The 20,709-nt window shown below is 72.4% G+C and carries 10 protein-coding genes; 8 read left to right on the forward strand and 2 right to left on the reverse strand.

Translation table 11 applies throughout. The annotated features are described in order from the left end of the window. Window positions 1-131 precede the first annotated feature (131 nt). The 6 genes from JEQ17_RS25805 to JEQ17_RS25830 all read left to right on the forward strand — a co-directional run bounded on the left by JEQ17_RS25805 (window position 132) and on the right by JEQ17_RS25830 (window position 14,938). Window positions 132-1,535 carry an MFS transporter gene (locus JEQ17_RS25805; RefSeq protein WP_200397424.1) on the forward strand — a complete coding sequence of 468 codons (1,404 nt, stop codon included), beginning with the start codon at window positions 132-134 and terminating at the stop codon, window positions 1,533-1,535. Beyond that, entirely contained in the window at window positions 1,480-4,920 is a 3,441-nt protein-coding gene (locus JEQ17_RS25810; protein ID WP_200397425.1) for a type I polyketide synthase, read from the forward strand. Before JEQ17_RS25805 ends, JEQ17_RS25810 begins: the two co-directional genes overlap by 56 nt. A 296-nt stretch (window positions 4,921-5,216) precedes the next feature. Further along, the gene (locus tag JEQ17_RS25815; protein ID WP_234048371.1) at window positions 5,217-10,859 is read left to right on the forward strand and encodes a MupA/Atu3671 family FMN-dependent luciferase-like monooxygenase; all 5,643 of its coding nucleotides are present in this window, start codon (window positions 5,217-5,219) and stop codon (window positions 10,857-10,859) included. After that, a complete protein-coding gene (locus JEQ17_RS25820; protein WP_200397427.1) occupies window positions 10,856-12,160 on the forward strand; it encodes a M18 family aminopeptidase in 1,305 nt (434 codons plus the stop codon). The genes JEQ17_RS25815 and JEQ17_RS25820 overlap by 4 nt, the downstream gene beginning before the upstream one ends. Before the next feature lie 45 nt (window positions 12,161-12,205). Beyond that, the gene (locus JEQ17_RS25825) at window positions 12,206-12,988 is read left to right on the forward strand and encodes a thioesterase II family protein (RefSeq protein WP_200397428.1); all 783 of its coding nucleotides are present in this window, start codon (window positions 12,206-12,208) and stop codon (window positions 12,986-12,988) included. Between the two features lie 33 nt (window positions 12,989-13,021). Further along, window positions 13,022-14,938 (forward strand): amino acid adenylation domain-containing protein, encoded by a 1,917-nt coding sequence (locus tag JEQ17_RS25830; RefSeq protein WP_200397429.1) that lies wholly within the window; start codon window positions 13,022-13,024, stop codon window positions 14,936-14,938. A 131-nt stretch (window positions 14,939-15,069) separates the two neighbouring features. Here the strand turns inward: JEQ17_RS25830 and JEQ17_RS25835 are convergent, their stop codons facing one another. Together JEQ17_RS25835 and JEQ17_RS25840 are read right to left on the reverse strand one after the other, a co-directional pair. Then, window positions 15,070-17,859, reverse strand: a complete 2,790-nt coding sequence (locus tag JEQ17_RS25835; RefSeq protein WP_200397430.1) for an alpha/beta hydrolase — start codon at window positions 17,857-17,859, stop codon at window positions 15,070-15,072. 231 nt (window positions 17,860-18,090) lie between these two features. Then, window positions 18,091-19,038 carry a M56 family metallopeptidase gene (locus tag JEQ17_RS25840; protein WP_200397431.1) on the reverse strand — a complete coding sequence of 316 codons (948 nt, stop codon included), beginning with the start codon at window positions 19,036-19,038 and terminating at the stop codon, window positions 18,091-18,093. Window positions 19,039-19,325: 287 nt separating this feature from the next. Here JEQ17_RS25840 and JEQ17_RS25845 point away from each other — a divergent pair, with 287 nt between their 5' ends. Together JEQ17_RS25845 and JEQ17_RS25850 are read left to right on the forward strand one after the other, a co-directional pair. Beyond that, complete coding sequence (locus JEQ17_RS25845) at window positions 19,326-19,736, forward strand: DUF3052 domain-containing protein (RefSeq protein WP_200397432.1); 411 nt, start codon at window positions 19,326-19,328, stop codon at window positions 19,734-19,736. A gap of 77 nt (window positions 19,737-19,813) precedes the next feature. Beyond that, on the forward strand, window positions 19,814-20,704 hold the full coding sequence (locus JEQ17_RS25850) for a glycosyltransferase family 2 protein (protein WP_200401718.1): 891 nt from the start codon (window positions 19,814-19,816) through the stop codon (window positions 20,702-20,704). Window positions 20,705-20,709 lie beyond the last annotated feature (5 nt).

Below are 20,709 nucleotides of genomic sequence, written 5' to 3' on the forward strand. Positions count from 1 at the left end.
TCGGGCTTCTGCCTGCGGACGGTGGGCCCGGTTGCCTATGGTGCGCGGAGCCCCTTCGCCCATGTGTTCGCAAAGGATGCCGCCATGCCCGACTCTGTACGACACGAGGACGTCCTGGCGCAGGTTCGTTCGTGACGTCCGGTACGGCAGCGCTTCAGGAACGCCGGTACCGGATCCTGGTCACCGGCTACGCGATCTCCTCGTACGGCACCTTCCTGAATGTCGTGGCGCTCAGCCTGTACGTCTACGCGGTCACGGACCGGGCGCTGGCCGTCGGTGTGTTCATGGCCGTACGACTGGCCGCGGGGTTCGTCGCAGGGCTCGCCGCCGCGGCCGTCCTGGCCCGTTGGTCCGCGAAGGGCGTCATGTTCTGGGCCAACGTGGCCCAGGCGGCCGCCCTGCTCCTGCTGGTGCTGGCGCCCGACGGATTCCGTACGGGCGCGCTGTTCGCCGTCTCCGCGGTGGTCGGGGCCTCGGGCACCCTGTTCATGGTCACGCTGCGCAGCTCCATCCCGGACATGGTCGGCGAGGGGCGGCACACCTGGGCCAACTCGCTGATGGTCAGCGGGCGTTCGATGGCGATGGTGGCCGGGTTCGCGTCGTCGGGCGTGGTCGTGTCCTTGCTCGGCTACACCGCGGCCTTCCTCGTGGACATGGCCACCTTCCTGGTCTGCGCCCTGACCGTCCTCCTCCTTCCGATGCCCATGGGCCCGGCCCGCAGCGACGACGGCAAGGACAAAGACGACAAAGACAGCAAGGGTGGGCAAGAAGAAGAGAGCGCCGATGGGTCGGGGCGGCGGCGGGTGCCCGCCGCTCTCGTCGCGCTCGGTGCGGTTCCGGTGCTCGGGCTGATGGTGGCGCTGCGCGGTATCGACGCGCTGGGGTCCTCCTCGCACAACGCGGCGCTGCCCGTGTACTCCACCGAACTCGACGCCGACAACCCGGCCGTGTTCGTCAGCGTCTTCTGGTGCGTCTGGGCGCTCGGGAACGTCCTTGTCCAGCAGGTACTGCAGAGATACACCAAGCGGACGGGACGCTCGGTTGGTGCCCTGGGCTTCGGGCTCGGCACCGTCGCCATGTCGGGCACCTTCATCCTGGCCTTCGCCGGGCTCCCCTGGGCCGCGACGGTGCTGGTCGCCCTGCTGGCCGGCGCGGCCGACGGCCTGACCGAGGTGTCGTACACCTCGCATCTGCAGACCCTGCCGAGCCCCCTGCGCACCCACGCCTTCGGGCTCTCCGCCACGGTGGAGAACCTCGGGTTCGGCGTGGGCATGATCGTGGTCGCCGCGGCCCTCGACGTCTTCACACCGTTGTCGGTCGTCGGCGTCGCGCACGGTGCCGCCATCGTCCTCGCCCTGGTGTACGTGGCCCGGGCGCTGCGGGGGCGCGGAGCGGCGCAAGCGCAGGAGGCGCAGGAAGTGCAGGAAGCCGTGCCCGGGAGCGAGGAACGGGAGGGGAAGAACGGGGAGGGGGAGAGCGGTGCAGGACCCGCGAGTGGCGGTCATCGGGATGGCGCTGAGGTTTCCGGGGGCTGACACACCCGAGCAGTACTGGCACGACATCCGGTCCGGCGTGTCCCACGTACGGCCCTTCACCGACTCCGAGTTCGCCGCCGCGGGCCTGCCCGAGGAGCTCTACCGGGACCCGGACTTCACCGGAGCGAGCGCGCTGCTGCACGGCGTCGACGGCTTCGACGCCGCGTTTTTCGGGATGAGCGGCCGGGAGGCCACCCTCACCGATCCCCAGCAGCGGCTGTTCCTGGAGTGCGCTCACCACGCGCTGGAGGACGGTGGCTACGCCGGCAGCGAGAGGGGCGGAAGCAGCCGGTCCGGGAGCGTACGGATCGGGGTCTACGCCAGCGTCGGCTATCGGCTCTACTCGCTGCACAGCTATCTCGCCTCCAACATCGGCGAGTCGAGCCGCGGCGACGACTGGACCACGGTGAAGCAGATCCAGGTCGGCAACTACCCGGACTTCACGGCCAACCGGGCCGCGTTCCGGCTCGGGCTCGACGGTCCGGCGGTGAATGTCGCGACCGCCTGCTCCAGTGGGCTCGTCTCGGTCCATCTGGCCTGTCAGGCGCTGCTCGCGGGAGACGCCGACCTCATGGTGGTGGGATCGGCCGCCCTGCATCTGCCGCAGGTCACCGGTCACCGCCATGTGAAGGGCTCGACGATCTCCAAGTCCGGTGCGGTACGGGCCTTCGACGCCGCGGCGGACGGCACGGTCGGCGGCAACGGGGTGGCCGCCGTCCTCCTCAAGCCGCTGGCGAACGCGCTCGCCGACGGCGACACCGTGCACGCCGTCATCCTGGGCTCCGCGGTCACCAACGACGGTGCGGGCAAGGCGGGCTTCGCCGCGCCGGGTGTCGCGGGCCAGCGGGATGCCGTGCTCGGCGCGTTGGACCGCGCGGGTGTCGGGGCCGGGACGATCGGCTACGTGGAGGCGCACGGCACCGGCACCTACAAGGGTGATCCGATCGAATTCGCCGCACTCAGTGAGGCGTTCCGGCGGCACACGGACCGCAAGGGCTTCTGCGCGCTCGGGTCCACCAAGCCCGCCATCGGGCACCTGGACAGCGCGGCGGGTCTCGCGGGGCTGGTCAAGGCCATCCTCGTGCTGCGGCACGGCGTGGTCCCGCCGCTGGTGAACCTGACCCGGCCCAACCCGCAACTCGGGGTCGAGGAGAGCCCGTTCACGCTCCCGCGGCGTGTCATGCCGTGGCCGTTGGCAGGTGATGGGCCGCGGAGAGCGGGGGTGCACTCCATCGGGATGGGGGGCACCAATGCGCATGTGATTCTGGAAGAGGCCCCGGTGATCCCGGCGGTCCCGGTGATCCCGGAAAAGACCCCGGCCGCCCCGGGCCGGACCGCGGACACCGCAGTGCCCGTACTCCTGCCTCTCTCGGCGCACAGCCCCAAGGCGCTGGAGGAGTACGCCCGTTCCTTCCGCGACGCCCTGGTGCGGCGCCCGCACATGGCACCGGCCGATCTCCTCACGACGGCCGCGCTCGGGCGCCGGCACCTGCGCCACCGGCTTGTCGTCACCGCGCCCGCAGCCACTCCAACCGCCATCACCCCAACCGCCGTCAGCCGGACCGCCATCACCCCAACCACCGTCAGCCCGACAGGCTTCACCCCACCCGTCGATGGCCCGCCCGACAACCTTGTCGACAACCTTGTCGGAGGGCTCGTCCGCGGCCTGGACGCCTTCCTGGCGGATCCGGGACGTCCCGCGCCGCCCACGGCCGCGTACCACACCGGAACTGTGGACACCCCCGTCACACCCGCGTACGTCTTCAGCGGGCAGGGCGGCGGTCGGCCCGGAATGGCCGCGGCGCTCGCCGCCCGCTTCCCCGTGGTGGCCGAGGTCCTGGAGCGGTGCGCCCGCATCCATCAGGAGGAGACCGGGGAGTCGGACTTCCTCGACCGGATCGTCGGTGGCCGGGGTCCTGAGCGGTGGGACACCGACTTCGCGCAGCCCGCGCTGTTCGCCCTGCAAGTGGCACAGGCCCGGCTCTGGCAGGGGTTCGGTGTGCGCCCGTCGGCCGTCGCCGGGCACAGCGTCGGCGAGTACGCGGCCCTGTGCGTCGCGGGAGCCCTGTCGCCGGAGGACGGCATGCGGCTCGTCTGCCGCAGGGGCCGGCTCATGCAGGACACCGAACCCGGCGCGATGCTGGCCGTGTTCGCCCCGCCGGAACACGTACGGCGGCTGCTCGGGGACATCGACGCGACGCGGTACGGGCGCCTCGAACTGGCGGTGTCCAACGGTCCCGCGCACCATGTCGTCGCCGGTCCGCCGGCCGCGGTCGAGGCGGCCCGGGCCTGGCTGGCCGAGCACGACGTGGCCGGCGAGCCGCTCCCCGTCGACCGCGCCTTCCACACGGCGCTGCTCAACCCGATGCTCGACGAACTGCGCGCCGCCGTCGGCAAGACCGAACTCCGGCCCGTACAGGTGGAGTTCGTCAGCGGACTGGACGGTACGACGCATCCCGTGGGCTGGCTGCCCGACGCCGACCATCTCGTACGGCAGGCGCGGCACACCGCGGACTTCCACGCCGTGCTGCGCACGCTCGCGCCCAGGGCCGTCCTGGTCGAACTGGGGCCCGGCGCGCCGCTGACCGGCATGGCCCGCCGTGCCGTGCCGGAGACCCTGTGCGTGCCGACGCAGGGCCGTGGCGGCGCCGACACCGACGGCCTGTGGACGGCGGCGGCCCGTCTGCACTGCGCCGGGGTGGACCTCGACTGGGCGGCGCTCCTCGACGGCTCCGGGGGACGCCGGATCCCGCTGCCCCTCTACCCGTTCCAGCACCGGTCGTACTGGACCGGCCCGCCACCGCATCCCGGTCCCGCAGTGGACCGATTACCTGCAAAGGAAGGTTCAGTGGAGGACGGCATGACCGAACAGGCAGTACTCGAACGGGTACGGGAACTCACGGCCCGGCATCTCGGCTACCGCGCCGACGAGCTCGGCGCCGGGCAGACGTTCGTCGGCCTCGGCGCGGACTCGTTGCAACTCATCGGGTTGCTGCGGCAGTTGGAGAGCGAGTTCGGCGTGCGGACGTCCGTCCGGGAGATCCTTGAGGAGGCGGGCACGCCTGAACTCACGGCCCGTCTGATCGCCGCGAGGGCGGGGCGGCCGGCTTCGGGGCCGGAGGGTGGGCAGCCCGTCGATGTCGGTGCGGGGCCAGCGCCAGCACCAGCGCCAGCGTCCGTGCCTGCGCCCGTGCCTGCCGCAGCGCCCGCGGCGGCGACCGACCCGGCGCCTGTGGGCCCGGCGTCCGTGGGCCCGGAGTACGCACTCCGCTCCGAAGTCGCCGAGCTGCGTCGGCAGATCGATCTGCTCGCCGAGACGCAGGCGGTCATGCTGACCCAGCTCTCCGAGGCGATAGCCCTGCTCGGCGCCGAGCGTGTCCGATGAGTACGACGGCGGCGGACCGGGCCGCGGAACTCTCCCGGCAGCTCACGGAGCAACTCGCGGCGGCGAAGCGGCATTCGGCGGCGGGGCCGCCGCCCGGAGCAACCTCGACGCACCCTCAGGCCCAGGCCCAGGCCCAGGCCCCGGTCCCGGTCCCGGCCCCGGCCCCGGCCCCGGCAGCACTCGCATCCGCAGCCCCGCCCCCCGTCGCACCCGCCTCCACACCAGTCCCCCTCTCCGCTCCCGCCCCGCAACCCACCCTCCACGGCCCCCGAGTAATCCTCCCCGAGGGCTCAGGCATGGTCGGCGACGGTGTCGGCGTCGATGCCGGTCAGCGGGCGCACGCCGTAGAGCTCGGGCGCCATCTCGCCGAACGGACCCGTACATCCAAGGAGTTGGCCCAGCGGCAGCGTGCCGTTCTTGCCGACAGCCGGGCCGTCGTCGGGTTCCGTCGTTCCACGAAGGAGACGCTGTACCCCCTCACGGCCCGCTCGGCGCGGGGCGCGCGCCTGACCGACGTGGACGGCAACGAGTACACCGACATCACCATGGGCTTCGGCGCACTGCTCCTCGGCCATGAGCCGGAGATCGTCACCGAGGCCGTACGGGAGCACCTCGCGCAGGGCCTGCGCTTCGGCCCCCGGCCGGTCGAGGCCGGTGAAGTCGCCCAGCTGCTGGCCGACTTGACGGGCATGGAACGTGTGGCGTTCGCGGGCTCAGGCACCGAGGCCAACTCCGCCGCCATCAGGCTGGCCCGCGCCGCCACCGGACGAGACCGCGTCGTCATGTTCCGCGGCTCGTACCACGGCCACATCGACTCCGTGCTCGGCCGCCCGGGACCGGACGGCACCCACGCCGTACCCGTCTCGCACGGCATCCCGCACAGCGCGGTCTCCGAGCTGATCGTCCTCGAATACGGCAGCCAGGAAGCCCTCGACACCGTCGACGCGCTCGGCGACACCATCGCGGCGGTCCTCGTCGAGCCGGTCCAGTGCCGCAACCCCGCCCTGCGTCCCGTCGCTTTCCTGCGGGAACTGCGTGACCTCACGCGGCGCCGAGGCATCGTGCTGCTCTTCGACGAGATGCTCACAGGGCTGCGCCCCCATCCACGCGGCGCACAGCACCACTTCGGCGTCGTCCCGGACCTCGCGACCTACGGCAAGGCGCTCGGCAGCGGCTTCCCGATCGGTGCGATCGCGGGCCGCGCCGACATCCTGGACGGGGTCGACGGCGGCTTCTGGCGGTACGGCGACGACAGCCGCCCGGAGACCGAGACCACCTTCTTCGGCGGTACGTACATGCAGCACCCGCTGTCCATGGCGGCGGCCAAGGCGGTCCTCACCCATCTCATCGCCGAGGGCCCCGCCCTCCAGGAACGGCTCAACGCCCGCACGGACTTGCTGGCCGAGGGTCTGAACGAGTTCTTCAGGGCCGAGGAATTCCCCCTGGAACTCAGCCACTTCGGTTCCATGTTCCGGTTCACGCACCGGGCCGACATGGAACTGCTTTACCAGCACCTGCTGTTGCGCGGCATCTACGTGTGGGAGTGGCGCAGTTTCTATCTGTCCACCGCCCACACCGACGCGGACGTCGAGCGCGTCTCGGACGCCGTGAAGGACTCCCTGCGAGCCCTGCGCGAGGGCGGTTTCTTCCCCACGACCCGCACGAGCCCCCGCACGCTCTCCCGCCCGCGGCCGAAGGCGACGCGTCCCAGGCCGGCCGCCGGTTTCGGCCTGTACTTCTTCGGCGACTACCCGGACGAGGCAGAAACGGCGGCCGAGGGCGGAGCCGTGGACGGGCCTCGGCGCACCCCCCGCCCCTCCGACGCCTACGACCAGATCATGGAGACGGCCCGCTTCGCCGACGAGCGGGGCTTCAGTTCCCTCTGGGTGCCGGAGCGGCACTTCCACTCCTTCGGCGGGCTCTTCCCCAACCCCTCCGTGCTCGCGGCCGCGTTGGCCCGGGAGACCGGCCGGATCCGGCTGAACGCGGGTTCCGTCGTACTGCCGCTGCACGACCCCGTCCGGATCGCCGAGGAGTGGTCGGTCGTCGACAACCTCTCCGGCGGCCGGGTCGGCATCGGCTGCGCCACCGGCTGGCACGCGCAGGACTTCGCCCTCCACCCGGACCGCTTCGCCCGCCGCAAGGAGATCGGCTTCGCCCATCTCGACGACGTACGGACGCTGTGGGGCGGCGGCACGCTGTCGCGGCGGACCGGGGACGGCGGGGAGACCGCGGTACGCATCCACCCGCGCCCGGTGCAGGACATGCCGCCCATGTTCCTCGCCACCTCGGGACGGCGTGAGTCGTACGAGGAGGCCGCGCGGCGCGGTCTCGGCATCGTCACCAACCTGATGAACCAGACGGTCGCCGAACTCGCCGAGAACATCGGCCACTACCGCAAGGCCCGCGAGCAGCACGGTCTCGACCCCGACACCGGCCGGGTGACCGTACTCCTGCACACCTACCTCGGCGACGACCACGCGACGGCGCGTGCCCAGGCGCTGGAGCCGATGACCCGCTATCTGCGCTCCTCGCTGCAGATGCGCTCCGCGGCAAGAACGCTGGGCACGCTGGGCGGCGATCCTCGGGACGTGGCCACGGCGAGCGAGGAGGACCTGGAGTACCTCTTCCGCCGGGCGTACGACGGGTACTGCGACGAGCGGGCCCTGATCGGTACGCCGGAGACCTGCGCGCCCGTGGTGGACGCGCTGTACGAGGCGGGCGTCGACGAGATCGCCGCCCTAGTCGACTTCGGCATGCCCGCCGACCTGATGCGCTCCGGGCTCGAACACCTCGACGCGCTGCGCGAGCGCCACCAGGACGCGTCTGGGTCCGCGGCTTCTCCGGGCACCGATGTCTCCGCGCCCGCGACCGACGCCCAGCGCCGGATCTGGCTCGCCTCCCAGCTCATCGGCGACCCGGCCGCGTACAACGAGATCCAGGCGGTGCGGCTGCGCGGCCCGCTGGACGGGGAGGCGCTGGCCGCCGCGGTCGACGGGCTGGTCGAACGGCACGCCGGCCTGCGGACGGTGTTCCGCCCGGGCGGTGGCGACGAGACCGTACGGCAGGTCGTACGGCAGGGGATGCGCGTTCCGTTGCGGGTGACCGACGCCCGGGAGCAGTTGACCGATGCCCGGGGGCAGGTGACCGATGTCCAGGGGCCGGAGGCCGTCGCGGCTGACGAAGCCGTCGCGGCCGTGCTGCGGGAAGAGAGTTCGCGGCCGTACGACCTCGCCGAGGGGCCGCTGTTCACCCCACGGCTTCTGACGCTCGCCGACGACGACCATGTGCTCGTACTCGGGCTGCACCACATCATCACCGACGCCCACTCGGCCACAATCCTCGCGGCCGACCTGGAGGAGCTCTACAAGGCCGCGGTCGAGGGCCGCCCCGCGCGGTTCGCGGCGCCCGCGGGGAGCACGGTCGGTGCCGCCGAACCCGACCGGGACCCGGCCGACCTGGAGTGGTGGCGGCACTACCTCGACCCGCTGCCACCGGTGCCCGCGCTGCCCACCCGGCGCCCGCGCGGCCGTCGTGTGGCGGGCGGCGGGGCCGCCGCCGAGATCCGCCTGGACGGCGTTCGCACGTCGGCGCTGCAGGAGTGGAGCGGCCGGCAGGGCGTCACGCTCTTCGCCACGCTCCTCACCGCCTGGCAGTTGGTGCTGCGCGAGCGCTCGGGCCAGGACGAGTTCGTCGTGGGCTCGACCTTCGGGCGGCGCACTCCGGAGACCACCGGCACGGTGGGATTCCATGTCGCGCTCCTTCCGCTGCGGGCCTCGCTGACGGAGTCGACACCGCTGACCGATGCCGTACGGGCCACCAGGGACGCGCTGTTCGCGGCGGACGCCCATCAACATGTGGACCTGGACGCGCTCCTCGCCGCCGTTAACCCCGACCCCGGCAACCCGCGCCCCCTCATCACCGTCTCGGCGGACCTGGACACCGCTCCGCTGGCCGGGATCCGGCTGCCCGGGCTGTACGCCGAGGAGATCGACGGCGGCTCCGAATCGGCGCCGCTGGAAATGGGGTTGATGGCCGTCCGCACCGGGTCCGGGCTGCGGCTGCGCATCCGCTACGACGCCGATCTCTTCGACGCGGCGACGGTACGGGACTGTCTGGGCGACCTCGACCGGATCCTGGGTGCCATGGTGTCGGGCGGTGCGGTGCTGGTGCGGGACACCGCCGTGCGGCCGAGGACCGTGGACGTGACCATGTCCGCCCCGTCGGCCCCTTCCGTCCTGGAGACACTCCGTACCGTCTGGAAGTCGGTCCTCGACGTCGACGACGTGGCGGACGACTCCAACTTCTTCGATCTCAGCGGCAATTCGATCGCGGCGATCAGGCTCGTCAACCGCGTACGCGACGCGTTGCACGTGGACATCGGCCTTGCGGACTTCTTCGCGGACGCGACCTTGGGCGCGATGGCACGCCAACTCGGCGGCGGCCCTCAAGCGCCCGCCCACACCATCGCCCCCGAGCCTCCGCCCGCCCACGCTCCCGCCCCCGAGCCCCCGCCCGCCCCCTCCGACCACGCCGAGCTCGTCGACCGCGCCCCCGCCAGTGACCAGCAGAACCGGATGATCGCGGGCCACTACGCCGTGCCCCAGGCGCAGGTCTGGAACGTGCCGACCCGGATCCGTTTCCGGGGCGCCCTGGACCCGGACGCCCTGCGCTCGGCCCTCGCCGAACTGATCGAGCGCCACCACTCGTTGCGTACGCGCTTCGTGCGGGAAGCCGGAGCCGGAGCCGGGACCGGAGCCGGAGCCGGAGCCGGCGAAGGAGTCTGGTGGCAGGAAGTGGTCGCCGCACCCCCGCTGCGGCTGCAGATCGACGACCTCACCCGGCTCGAACCCGGGAAGCGTGCCGCCCGCGTCGACAAGGTGTGCCGGGCGATGGCCGCAGCACCCGTCGACCTCACCCGCCCGACGCTGCCCCGGCTGAGGCTGCTGCGGGTCGAGCGCGACGAGTGGGTGCTGATGTTCGTCATGCACCACATCTGTGCCGACGGCTGGGCCCACTCCGTGCTGCTGGCGGAGCTGGCCGCGCTCTACACGGCGGCCGCGGCCGGTACCGCGCACACACTCGAAGCGCCCCCGGTCCAGGCCACGCACTACGCCCGCCGTCAGCTGGAGACGAAGGACCCGTCCGCCGATGACCGGCGGGCCGCACACTGCGCCGCCTATCTGAAGGGGGTGCCGTGCCGGCTCGACACCCCGACCGACCGCCCCAGACCCGAGCGGCTGAGCGGCGACGGCGGCACGGCACGCGGTTCCGCCTCCGGTGAACTCCGCGCGGCCATGGAGAAGTTGGCGGCCGACCGGCATGTGACGCCGTTCGCGGTCGCGGCCGCCGCGCTCGGCATCCACCTCGCCCGGCTCTCCGGGGAGCGGGACGTCCTGCTCAGCGTCCCGTACGCCAACCGCGAGGACCTGGACTGCGAGTCGCTCGTGTCGGTGACCTCCACGGCCGTCCTGGTCCGGGTGCGGATCGACCCGGCCGAGACCGTCGCCGAGCTGGTCACCCGTACCGGCGCGGGCGCCCTCGGAATCATGGCGAATGTGCTGCCCACCGCCCGCATCCTCCAGGCGATGCGCGACGCGGGGGCGACCGAGGTTCCCGACCGGGTGCCGAACGGCCTCGCCTTCCAGAACTACGCCGACTCCGACATCGGGATCCCCGGCCTCGACGTCGAAGTGGAGGACGTGGCTCCGCCGGTCGCCAGGGCCGAACTCGTCTTCGGTCTCGCGCCGCGTCGTGATCCGGACCTCGGCTACCGGACCTTCCTCGAGTATTCGGCCGATCTCTGGGATCGGGAATCGGCCGAAGACCTGCTCGCCGAGTACGTCTCGATGATCGGAGACTTGTGCGCGCAGCCCGACCGTCCGGTCGCCGCACTGCTCGACACGCACACAACGCCCCGGAAGGCGGACGCCGAATGACCCTGGCCACCGACCCCAGCCACACCGAGGACCTGCTCGCCTTCCTCCAGGGCAGCTCCTCGCCCTACCACGCCGTGTCCCAGGCGGCGCGCCGCCTGGAGAAGGCGGGCTTCACGGAGCTGAGCGAGACCGAGGAGTGGACGGGGCGCAGCGGCGGCTGTTTCGTCGCCCGCGGCGGTGCGCTCATCGCCTGGTACGTCCCCGAGGGCGCGCCTGCCCACACCCCCTTCCGGATCGTCGGCGCGCACACCGACTCGCCCAACCTGCGGGTCAAGCCGAGGCCCGACACCGGTTCCGCGGGGTGGCGGCAGGTCGCCGTGGAGATCTACGGAGGCGTCCCGCTCAACACCTGGCTCGACCGGGACCTGGGCATCTCGGGGCGTCTCACGCTGCGCGACGGCAGCTCCACCCTCGTCAAGGTCGACGAACCGCTGTTCCGCGTACCGCAGTTGGCCATCCACCTGGACCGCTCGGTCAACGAGTCCATGGCCCTGGACCGCCAGCGCCAGACACAGCCGATCTGGTCCCTCGGCAGACCGGAACAGGGCGCGCTGCTGCGCCGGATCGCGTACGAGGCGGATCTGGAGCCCACCGAGATCCTCGGCTGGGACCTGATGCTGCACGACATCCAGGCGCCCGGACACCTGGGCGCGGAGCGGGAGTTCCTGGTGTCGTCGCGTCTGGACAACCTGGTGTCCGTGCACGCGGGCGTCACCGCGCTGACGGCGGCGACCGAGGCCTGGGCGAAGGACGCCGGCGCCGAGTCGTTCCGGGTTCCGGTGCTCGCCGCCTTCGACCACGAGGAGGTCGGCAGCGGCTCCGAGACCGGCGCCCAGAGCCCGCTCCTTGAACGCGTACTGAACCGCTCGGTGGGCGCCCGCGGCGGCAGCGGCGAGGACTGGTCGCGGGCGCTGGCGGGCGCGCTCTGCGTCTCGGCCGACATGTCCCACGCGGTCCACCCCAACTACAGCGAGCGGCACGACCCGGACAACCACCCGCTGCCCAACGGCGGACCCGTGGTGAAGGTCAACGTCAACCAGCGGTACGCCACCGACGGCACCGGCCTCGCCGCGTTCGCGGCCGCCTGCGAGCGGGCCGGGGTGCCGTTGCAGCGGTTCGTGTCCAACAACGCCATGCCCTGCGGGACTTCGATCGGGCCGATCACCGCGGCCCGGCTGGGCGTGACGACGGTCGACGTGGGCGTGCCCGGTCTGTCCATGCACTCCGCCCGGGAACTCGTCGGGGCCAGGGACCCCGGCCATCTGGCGCAGGCGCTCGCCGAGTTCGTCACGACGAGCTGAGAGCGGGACCCGCACCACACCCGCATCAGGTACCGAGGACCAACCATGGAGAGTGACAGAACGTTGCCGGCAAAGACCTTCGCCCTCAAGGGCGCCGACCCGCAGGACGCCTCGTTGCGCGTGCTGATCGTTCCGCACGCCGGCGCCGGCGCGGCGAGCGGCCAGGGCTTCGCGGAGCACGCGCCGGCCGACTGGCTGGTGGCCACGGCCCGGCTGCCCGGCAGGGAGACGCGTATCCGGGAGAGCGTTCCGGGACTGCCCGGTCTGGTCGACGACGTCGTGGCCACGGCCCGTGCGCTGCCCGGCACCGCCCCCCTGCTCGTCGTCGGGGTGTGCTTCGGGGCGATCGTCGGCCTGGAAGCCGTGCGCGCACTCCAGCGGGACGACAGTGTCCGCGTCGCCGGCATGGTGGCCGTCTCGCAGTGGGCGGTGACCGAGAAGCCCGATCCCGAGCGCCGGTTGCTGCGCGACACGGACGACACCGACGACGTACTGGCGATCCTCGACGGGTTCGGCGGAGTCCCGGAGAGGCTCGCCGCCAACGAGCAGATGCTCAAGCTGGTGCTGCCGACGATCGTGGCGGACATCCGTGCCGTCGAGGACTACTCGTCGGGCCCCGACCCCCTTCTCCGGTGTCCGCTCCTGACCGTGTTCGGGGACGAGGACCCGCTGTGCCCGGAGGAACGGACCGCCGACTGGGCCCTGTTCGGCGAGAACACCCGCACTGTCTGGCTGCCGGGCGGACACATGCTGCTGACGGACAGTCCCGCCCTCGTGGTGGACGCCCTCGTCGGCAATCTCGACCAGTTCGCGGCAGAACAGTCCTAGCCCGCCCACCCGGCCGAACCGAGGTTGACCTCCATGACGACCGTGCAGGCCCCCGCCGACCGCCCGTCGACCGATGCGGACCACCGGCTCGACGCGCTCCTGCTCGAACGGTGGGAGCGTGATCCCGCACTTCCCGCGATCGTCTCCGGCGAGACCGCCCTCACCATGGGCGAGTTGAGGGAACGGGTCCTGCGGACCGCGGCGGCCCTTCGCGCGCACGGCGTACGGGCCGGTGACCGCGTCGTGATCCACCACGAGCGCTCCGTCGAGTTCGTGGTGGCCGTGCTGGGCGCCATGTTCGCGGGCGCCGCCCACGCGGCACTCGGCGTGGACGACCCGCCGCGGCGCATCCTGCGGTCCGTCCAGGACTGCGCGCCCCGGGCCGTGCTCACCGAATCCGCGCTGCGCGACCGTTTCTCGGACGTACCCGGCCTGTCGGACCTGGTCGTCCTGACGGACGAGGAGTGCGCCACGTACGCGCCGACGCCCGAATCCGTACAAGGGGACGTGGACGTACGGGGGGACGCGTCCGCGGACGACCCCGTCGCCGTCATCCACACCTCGGGATCCACCGGCCGCCCCAAGGCCTCGCTGATCAGTCACCGCGCTCTCGTCTCACGGATCAGGGCCCTGCAGACCACGCACCGCATGGACGAGCGCGACCGGATGATCCACCACACGGTGTGCACGTTCGACATGCATCTCGGCGAGCTGTACTGGCCGTTGCTCGCCGGCGCCACCGTCGTCGTCGCGGCCCCGGGCCGCCATCGCGACGCGGACCATCTCGCGGACCTCATACGCGACCAGGGGATCACGACGGTCTACTTCGGCGTGTCCCAGCTCGAACTCTTCCTGCTGACCCGCGATCCCGCCGAGCGGTACGACGGACTGCGGCAGGTGCTCACCGGCGGCGAACCGCTCGGTCCCGACCTGGTCAGGCGCTTCCACTCGCGCTCCACCGCCTCCCTCACCAATATCTACGGGCCCAGCGAGTGCACGATCTACTGCACGGCCTGGGTGCTGCCGCGCGATCCCGACCTGGACACCGTGCTCATCGGCCCCGCCATCCAGGACACCGAACTGTGGATCCTCGACGAGAAGGGCGCTCCGGTCGCCGAAGGGGAAACCGGCGAGCTCTACATCGGCGGCGCCGGCGTCGCCCTCGGCTATCTGAACCGGCCCGAACTCACCGCCGAGCGTTTCCTCGGCGCCGAGCGTTTTCCCAACGCCCCCGCTGTGAGCCCGGACAGCCGCTTCTACCGTTCCGGCGACCTGGTCAGGGCGCGGCCGGGCGGTGTGCTGGAGTTCCTCGGCCGGGCCGACCGGCAGGTGAAGATCCGGGGCATCCGCATCGAGCCCGGCGAGATCGAGGAGACCGCCAAGCGCTGTACGGGAGTCCGGCAGGCGGCGGTCGTGGCGCACGGCTCGGGTGCCGAGAAGCGGCTCGCCGCGTTCGTGGTGCCCGAGAAGGGCGTGGCATCGGACAGCCTGCCGTCGTCCGTGCGCGAGGCGCTGCGGACCTGGCTACCGCCGTACATGGTGCCCTCGGCCATCGAGGTGACGGACGAGCTGCCGCTGACGCCGAACGGCAAGCTGGACCGCCGTCTCCTGGAGGCCCGGGCGGCACAGCGGTCGGCCGAACCCGCGCCCGCGCGGGCCGTACACCGGGCGCCCGCCGACACCCCCGCCGACACGTCCGTGGACGCGGAACCGGATGTGGAGAGCGTCGTGTCCGAGGTGTGGTGCGAGGTCCTCCAGGTCTCCGCCGTGGGCCGGGACGACGACTTCTTCGACCTGGGCGGCGATTCCTTCAAGGTGCTCCGCGTCGTCGAGACCCTCCGGGAACGGCTGCGGGCGGACATCCCCCTGGCGGCGCTGCTGCTGGAGCCGACGGCCGCCGACTTCAGCGAGGAACTGCGCCGCATCATGGCGCACGGGCCCACGGACTGAACCCGGGAGCCCGGGGAGACCAGGGAGTCCGGGCGTCCAGGGAGTTCCGGGAGCGCGAAACGGGGGCCCGGAACTCCCGGGCCCCCGCGTCTCGTTCCGTACGGAGCTGCTACTTGGCTGCTACTGCGCTGCTACGGCGCGTCCGTGACCGTGCCGTCGAGCACCGGCCCCTCCACCTGTTCGCCGTCCTCCGTCCAGAGGGACAGCCGGATCCGCAGTGACTCCTCCGGCTCGCTCACGCCGTCCGCGACGACGGGAATCGTCACGTCGGTGCTCAGCTCGCCCTGGGGAATGGCGAGGGGCAGATAGAGCCCTTCCAGCTCGGACAGCGGCCGGGAGGGGGCCGGTGACTCACCGGTGGTCTCGTCCAGCCAGGCCGGGTCGACGTCGGTGGTGGACAGTTCGGCGCCGTCGACCGGCGCGAACGCGGAGTCGATCCAGATCTCCGTGTCGGCGACCGCGGACTGGGTGATCCGCCACGTCAGGCTCTGGCCCTCGGTGGCCCGGCTCGGGACCGGCGTCACGCTGAACGTGGGCATCGGGTCGTCGTCCCTCACGGTCACACCGCCGAGGTGGTTGCCGACCACCGTGCCCTGGACGGCCTTCGCGAACACGTTGTACGCCGTGCCGTAGCTGTAGCGGGTGTTGCCGGGCACCTCGACAGGCACATCGATGCTGTCGCCGCCGGGGCGCACGGTCACCACCCGGGACGTGGTCTCACGGGTCTCGGGGTCCGAGACGAAGAGCCGGATCCGACCACTGCCCTGCCCGGAGAGGCGTACCGGCACCTGGTAGGTCTTGACTCCGGAGTCGCCCTCGTCGGCGGTCAGCCGACCGATGTCGACGCGGGGGAGCGAGACCGGTCGTACCTCCGCCATGCCGGGGCGCCAGCCCCAGGCGTCGATCAGCCACGCCTTTCCAGACCCGCTGCGAGGGGTCAGTTCCAGGGACTTCACCTGCTTGAGGTCCAGCCCGGCCGCGGTCGCGGCGGTCAGCGGTACGCGTACCTCCTGGCCCCAGTACGAGGTCGTCCGCTCGGTGCCCGGCAGCCCGTCGAGGCGGATGTCGCCGAGCGTCGCCCGTCGGCCCGCGGTGTCCGTGAGGGACACGTCCACGCGGGTGCCGGTGGTGTTCGGGGGCACGACGACCCGCAGGGCCAGCGACTTGGCCCCGGTCACGGAGACCGTTCGCTCCGGCTGCACCCGTACCGCGGAACCCGGCGTCGACCAGTCGAGCGCCACGGCGTTGCGGCCCGGTTCCCGGTCGGTCTCCCAGCCGGCGAAGTGCGGCGACGCGCCGGGCTCGTCAGGGTTGAGGCAGCTCGTCGCCGGGTCGGGGTCGACCTGCTCGCACAGCCGGCCGCCGTCCACCTTCACCGAGGGATCGGGAAGGAACCCGCCGGCGCGACGGGCACCGACGGCGTGGGTGAGGACGCGGGCGGGACCCGCGGACTTCGCCCGTACGCCGGAGCCGTCCAGCAGCGGCCTGACCCGGTCGTCGCCCGCGACGAACAGCCGGGCCGCGGCGGCTGTGTAGGTGGAGCCGGCGGCCTGTTGCTGCCTGGCGGTCAGGCGCGTCGCGGCGCCCGGCGTGCACACCGCGTCCGGCGACCCCTCGTCGTCCCAGAAGTCGTCGTTGGCGGGCGCCTCGGCCTGGCCCGGCGTCCACTCGGTGTTGAAGTAGTTGTGGTTGGCGCCGACCATGTAGACCGCGCTGTGCAGAGCGGCACCACGGCTGACGCCACGGGTCCCGTCCACGTAGATCTCACCCTGCAGATCGGACACATCGCCGTCGCAGCCGGGCAGGATCGTCATCGACGGCACCTCGGGAGCGGGGTTCTGCCCGAAGACGGTGGGGCCGATGAGGACGGTCCCGCGGATCTTCCAGCGCACCGGACCCCGGTAGCCGTCCCGGTCGGCGGGAGGCTTGGAGAGGCTGTCCATCGCCGCCCGGTTCACGCCCTCGCCACCCCGCGAGTGACCGACCAGGAGTACGCGCGACAGGTCGGCCCGCGCGGCCTTCCGTACGATCTCCGGTGCCGAGGTCCGTCCGGCACCCGACCAGTTGGCCCAGCGGGCGAGGTGCTGCCGTACGAGGGACGAGCGGGCCTGTGCCCCGCCGTCCTCCGCCGCGAAGTCCTGTCCGTTGACGCCGTTGGCGGATATGGACACCGTCACATAGCCCTGGGACGCCAGCAGTTTCTGGTCGTGCAGATAGCCGCGGTGGCTCGGTATCGCCTTCGAGTCGGTGGGGCAGGGCCAGTCGCCGACGAAGTCGCCCTCGGGGCCCCCGGTGTAGCAGGTGGGGTGGCGGCCGTGCAGGAAGAGGGCCAGCGGGCGCTTGCCCTGGGCCCCGGCCGGTGCGACCACGGCCGCGCGCATCTCGACCGGTTCGGGGAAGTCGGGCAGCTTCACGGACTTCAGCTCGTACTCGCCGCTGACCGTGCGGTACGGGCCGGGGACGCCGGGGTCCACGGGGTTGACCGGTGGCAGGGACGACGGCTTCACCGGCGCCTTGGAGGAACGCCGCCGTGAGTCCTCCTCGATGCCGGCCTCGTCGAGGCGGCGGCCCGCGGCCCGCACCTGGAGGTCCTTCGCCGGTCCGAGCGCCACGCCCTGGAGGTCGAGGCTGAACGTGTGCCCGTCCTTCGCGGCGAGGGGCCGGCCCAGGAGCCGGTCGCCGGAGTAGAACTCGACGGCGGCGTCTCCCATGGGCACCGGTGTGGTCGAACGCCAGGTCAGCTGCTGACCGGCTCTCGTTCCGGTGATCTGCCAGCCCTCGGGCAGTCTGCCGTCGGGGTCGGCCGAGGCCGCGGGCGGTGCGGGATCGGCGGCCGGCCGGGCCTGTGCCACTCCTTGCGACCCCACCACCACCGCCAACAACGCCGCAGCGGCGACCAATGTGCGCCGGGCATGGATCAACGTCCTTCTCCTCCTGTTGGCTCCTGCGCCCGGGCACCTCGGTTGCCCCAGGTGACCCGGGCATCACTCTCGTCCCTGAGAAGAAGATGAGAATCGAGGCTGCGGGGTTGCTCGGAGCGGACGTCGGGCCGAGGCAGGCGGAGGCCTCAAGTGGAGCTTGGGGAGGCGGAGTTGACCCCGCGGGGAACCTCCCGGTCGGAGCCGGGGAGGGAATCGTCGGACGGGCGGACCCTAGGAGCCGAGCGTCGCCAGGGCCGGGCCGAAGGCGATGAGCAGCGGGATGAGCGGGGCCAGGGCCGCGGCCGTCGTCGTACCGCGTCGCTGGGTCCGGGGCAGTCGGGGCGGCGGGTCCAGGAGGCGCTCCACCCGCTGGTGGAGCAGGGGGCGGGGAGTGGCGCAGGACAGGACGCCCCGGTGCTGGTTCAGCTCGATCAGCGCGAGAGCCGTGGTGAGGTGCCCGCAGCGACGGGAGGCCGTGTCGTCGGCGGAGAGCTCGACCAGGCGGTGGGTCTGGTCGCGGAAGTGGGTGAAGAGCGGGATGCCAGGGAAGCCGGAGGCCAGCGCCTGGGAGAGGTGCAGGAGCCAGTCGTGGCGGGCCCGGGCGTGACCCAGTTCATGGGCCTGGATGGCGTCCAGCTGGTGGTCGGTGAGGCGCTGCAGCGCGCCCGTGGTGACGACGAGCTGGGGCGGGCTGCCCGGCATCCACCAGGCGTCCGGGTACTCGTCCTCCAGCACGAGGAGCGGGCCGCGGGAGTCGCTGAGCCCGGCCGGCAGCTCGGGGGCGCGTTCGCGCAGGTGCTCGCGGCGCAGCCGGCCCCGCCTGCGGGCCTCCGTCACCTCGCGCGCCAGCATGGCCGTGGTCCAGGCGGCACCGCCGGCCAGCAGCAGCGTCAGCGCGGTGGTCCAGGGCGGGGCGGCGGCCAGGTCGTACGCCGCGGTGACCCTGGGCGGCGCGGGCGCGAAGACATGGACACGGACGGTGTGGAAGACCGCCGAGGCGCTCAGCACCAGCGAGGTCAGACAGCAGAGCAGCACGGTGGCGACCAGGCACTGCCACACCCACAGCGCGAGCACGGGCTCCCGGTCGGGCCAGAGCGCCCGAGTCAGGACACGGGGCGCCGCGACCGCGGCCGCCAGGGCGACGACCGCCATCAGGAGGAGGGAGATCGATACGGTCATGTCGCGGGGTACCTCTCGTCCGCCGGCCGTGCCGTGGTGAACGTGCCGCCCGTGGTCGCGGGGACGGCGGTGAGCCGTGCGGGGCGGACGGTCATGTCGCGGGCTCCTTCGGGAAGCGGCGGTGGACACGCTACCTGCCACCGGGGCCATGACGGCAATGAGCGGCACGACTGCGAACCGCGAGTAACCATGGACGGCATGGACGCATGGACGGTGGTGGCGCGGTGAGCGGGGCGAGTGGCGGGAGCGCGGCCGGTGATGGGAGCGCGGCCAGTGGTGGGCGCGGGGTGAGCGGTGGGTACTCCGGTACGCCGCTGGCCAAGAAGATCGGGATCAAGGCCGGGCACCGGGTGCGGTTGCTGCACCCGCCGGGGGAGGGGTGGGCGATCCCCGGGCTGCCCGAGGGCTGTGAGGTCGCCGAAGGCGGACCGAAGGAGGCGGACATCACCCTGGCCTTCTACCGGGAGGCGGCCGTTCTGGCCGCAGAGGGGTCCGGGCTCGTCGAGGCGCTCGCCGACTCCGCGATGCTCTGGATCGCCTGGCCGCGGAAGGCCGCCGGCCATGTCAGCGACATCACCGAGAACGGACTGCGGGAACTGTTCCTGCCCCTGGGTGTCGTGGATGTGAAGGTCGCCGCGCTCGGGGAGGACTGGTCGGGGCTGAAGTTCGTACGCCGCAGGGAGAACCGGCGTATTTAAAGAGTCCTTACCATGAACGGCTAGCATCGCCCCTTGTTGTCGAACGAGGTCGAGTGGTGGGGGTGGGCGCCGTGCCGATGGAGCCGCGGATCGCGGTGGCCGTGGTGACGATGGGCACACGGCCCCAGGAGGTCGACGCGCTGCTCGCGTCGGTGGCCAAGCAGGACGTCGCACCCACGCGGATCGTGATCGTCGGGAACGGCTGTCCGCTGCCCGAGTTCGCCGACCGGCTGGGGCTGCCCGGCGAGGTCACCGCCATCGAGGTCGACGAGAACCTCGGCTGCCCCGGCGGCCGGAACGTCGCGCTGCGCCGGCTGCGGGAGTTCGGGGACGTTGACGTCGTCGTCGACCTGGACGACGACGGGCTCCTCGTCGACCCGGACGTCCTGCGGCGGGTACGGGACCTGTACGCGGCCGATCCGCGCCTCGGCATCGTCGGATTCCGGATCGCCGACGAACACGGCGAGACCCAGCGGCGGCACGTGCCCCGGCTCGGTGCCAAGGACCCGATGCGGGGCGGGGAGGTCACCGGCTTCCTCGGCGGCGGACACGCCCTCTCCATGGAGATGCTCGCGCAGACCGGGGACTGGCCGGCCGAGTTCTTCTTCGCGCACGAGGAGACCGACCTGGCGTGGCGGGCCGCCGACGCGGGGTGGACCATCCGGTACGAGCCCGAGCTGCTGCTCCAGCACCCCAAGACCTCACCCGCACGGCACGCCATCTACTACCGCGTCACCGCCCGCAACCGCGTCTGGCTGGTCCGGCGCCGGCTGCCGCTCCCGCTCATCCCCGTCCACCTGGGGGTCTGGATCGCGCTGACTCTCCTGCGGACACGCTCTGTTGGCGGGCTGCGGGCATGGTTCGGCGGCTTTGTGGAGGGGCTCCGGGTCTCGGCGGGGGAGCGGCGGCCGATGCGCTGGGGGACCGTGTGGCGGCTCACGCGCCTGGGGCGGCCGCCGGTCGTCTGAGCGGG

It is taken from the genome of Streptomyces liliifuscus, from assembly GCF_016598615.1.
GTDB lineage: Bacteria > Actinomycetota > Actinomycetes > Streptomycetales > Streptomycetaceae > Streptomyces > Streptomyces liliifuscus.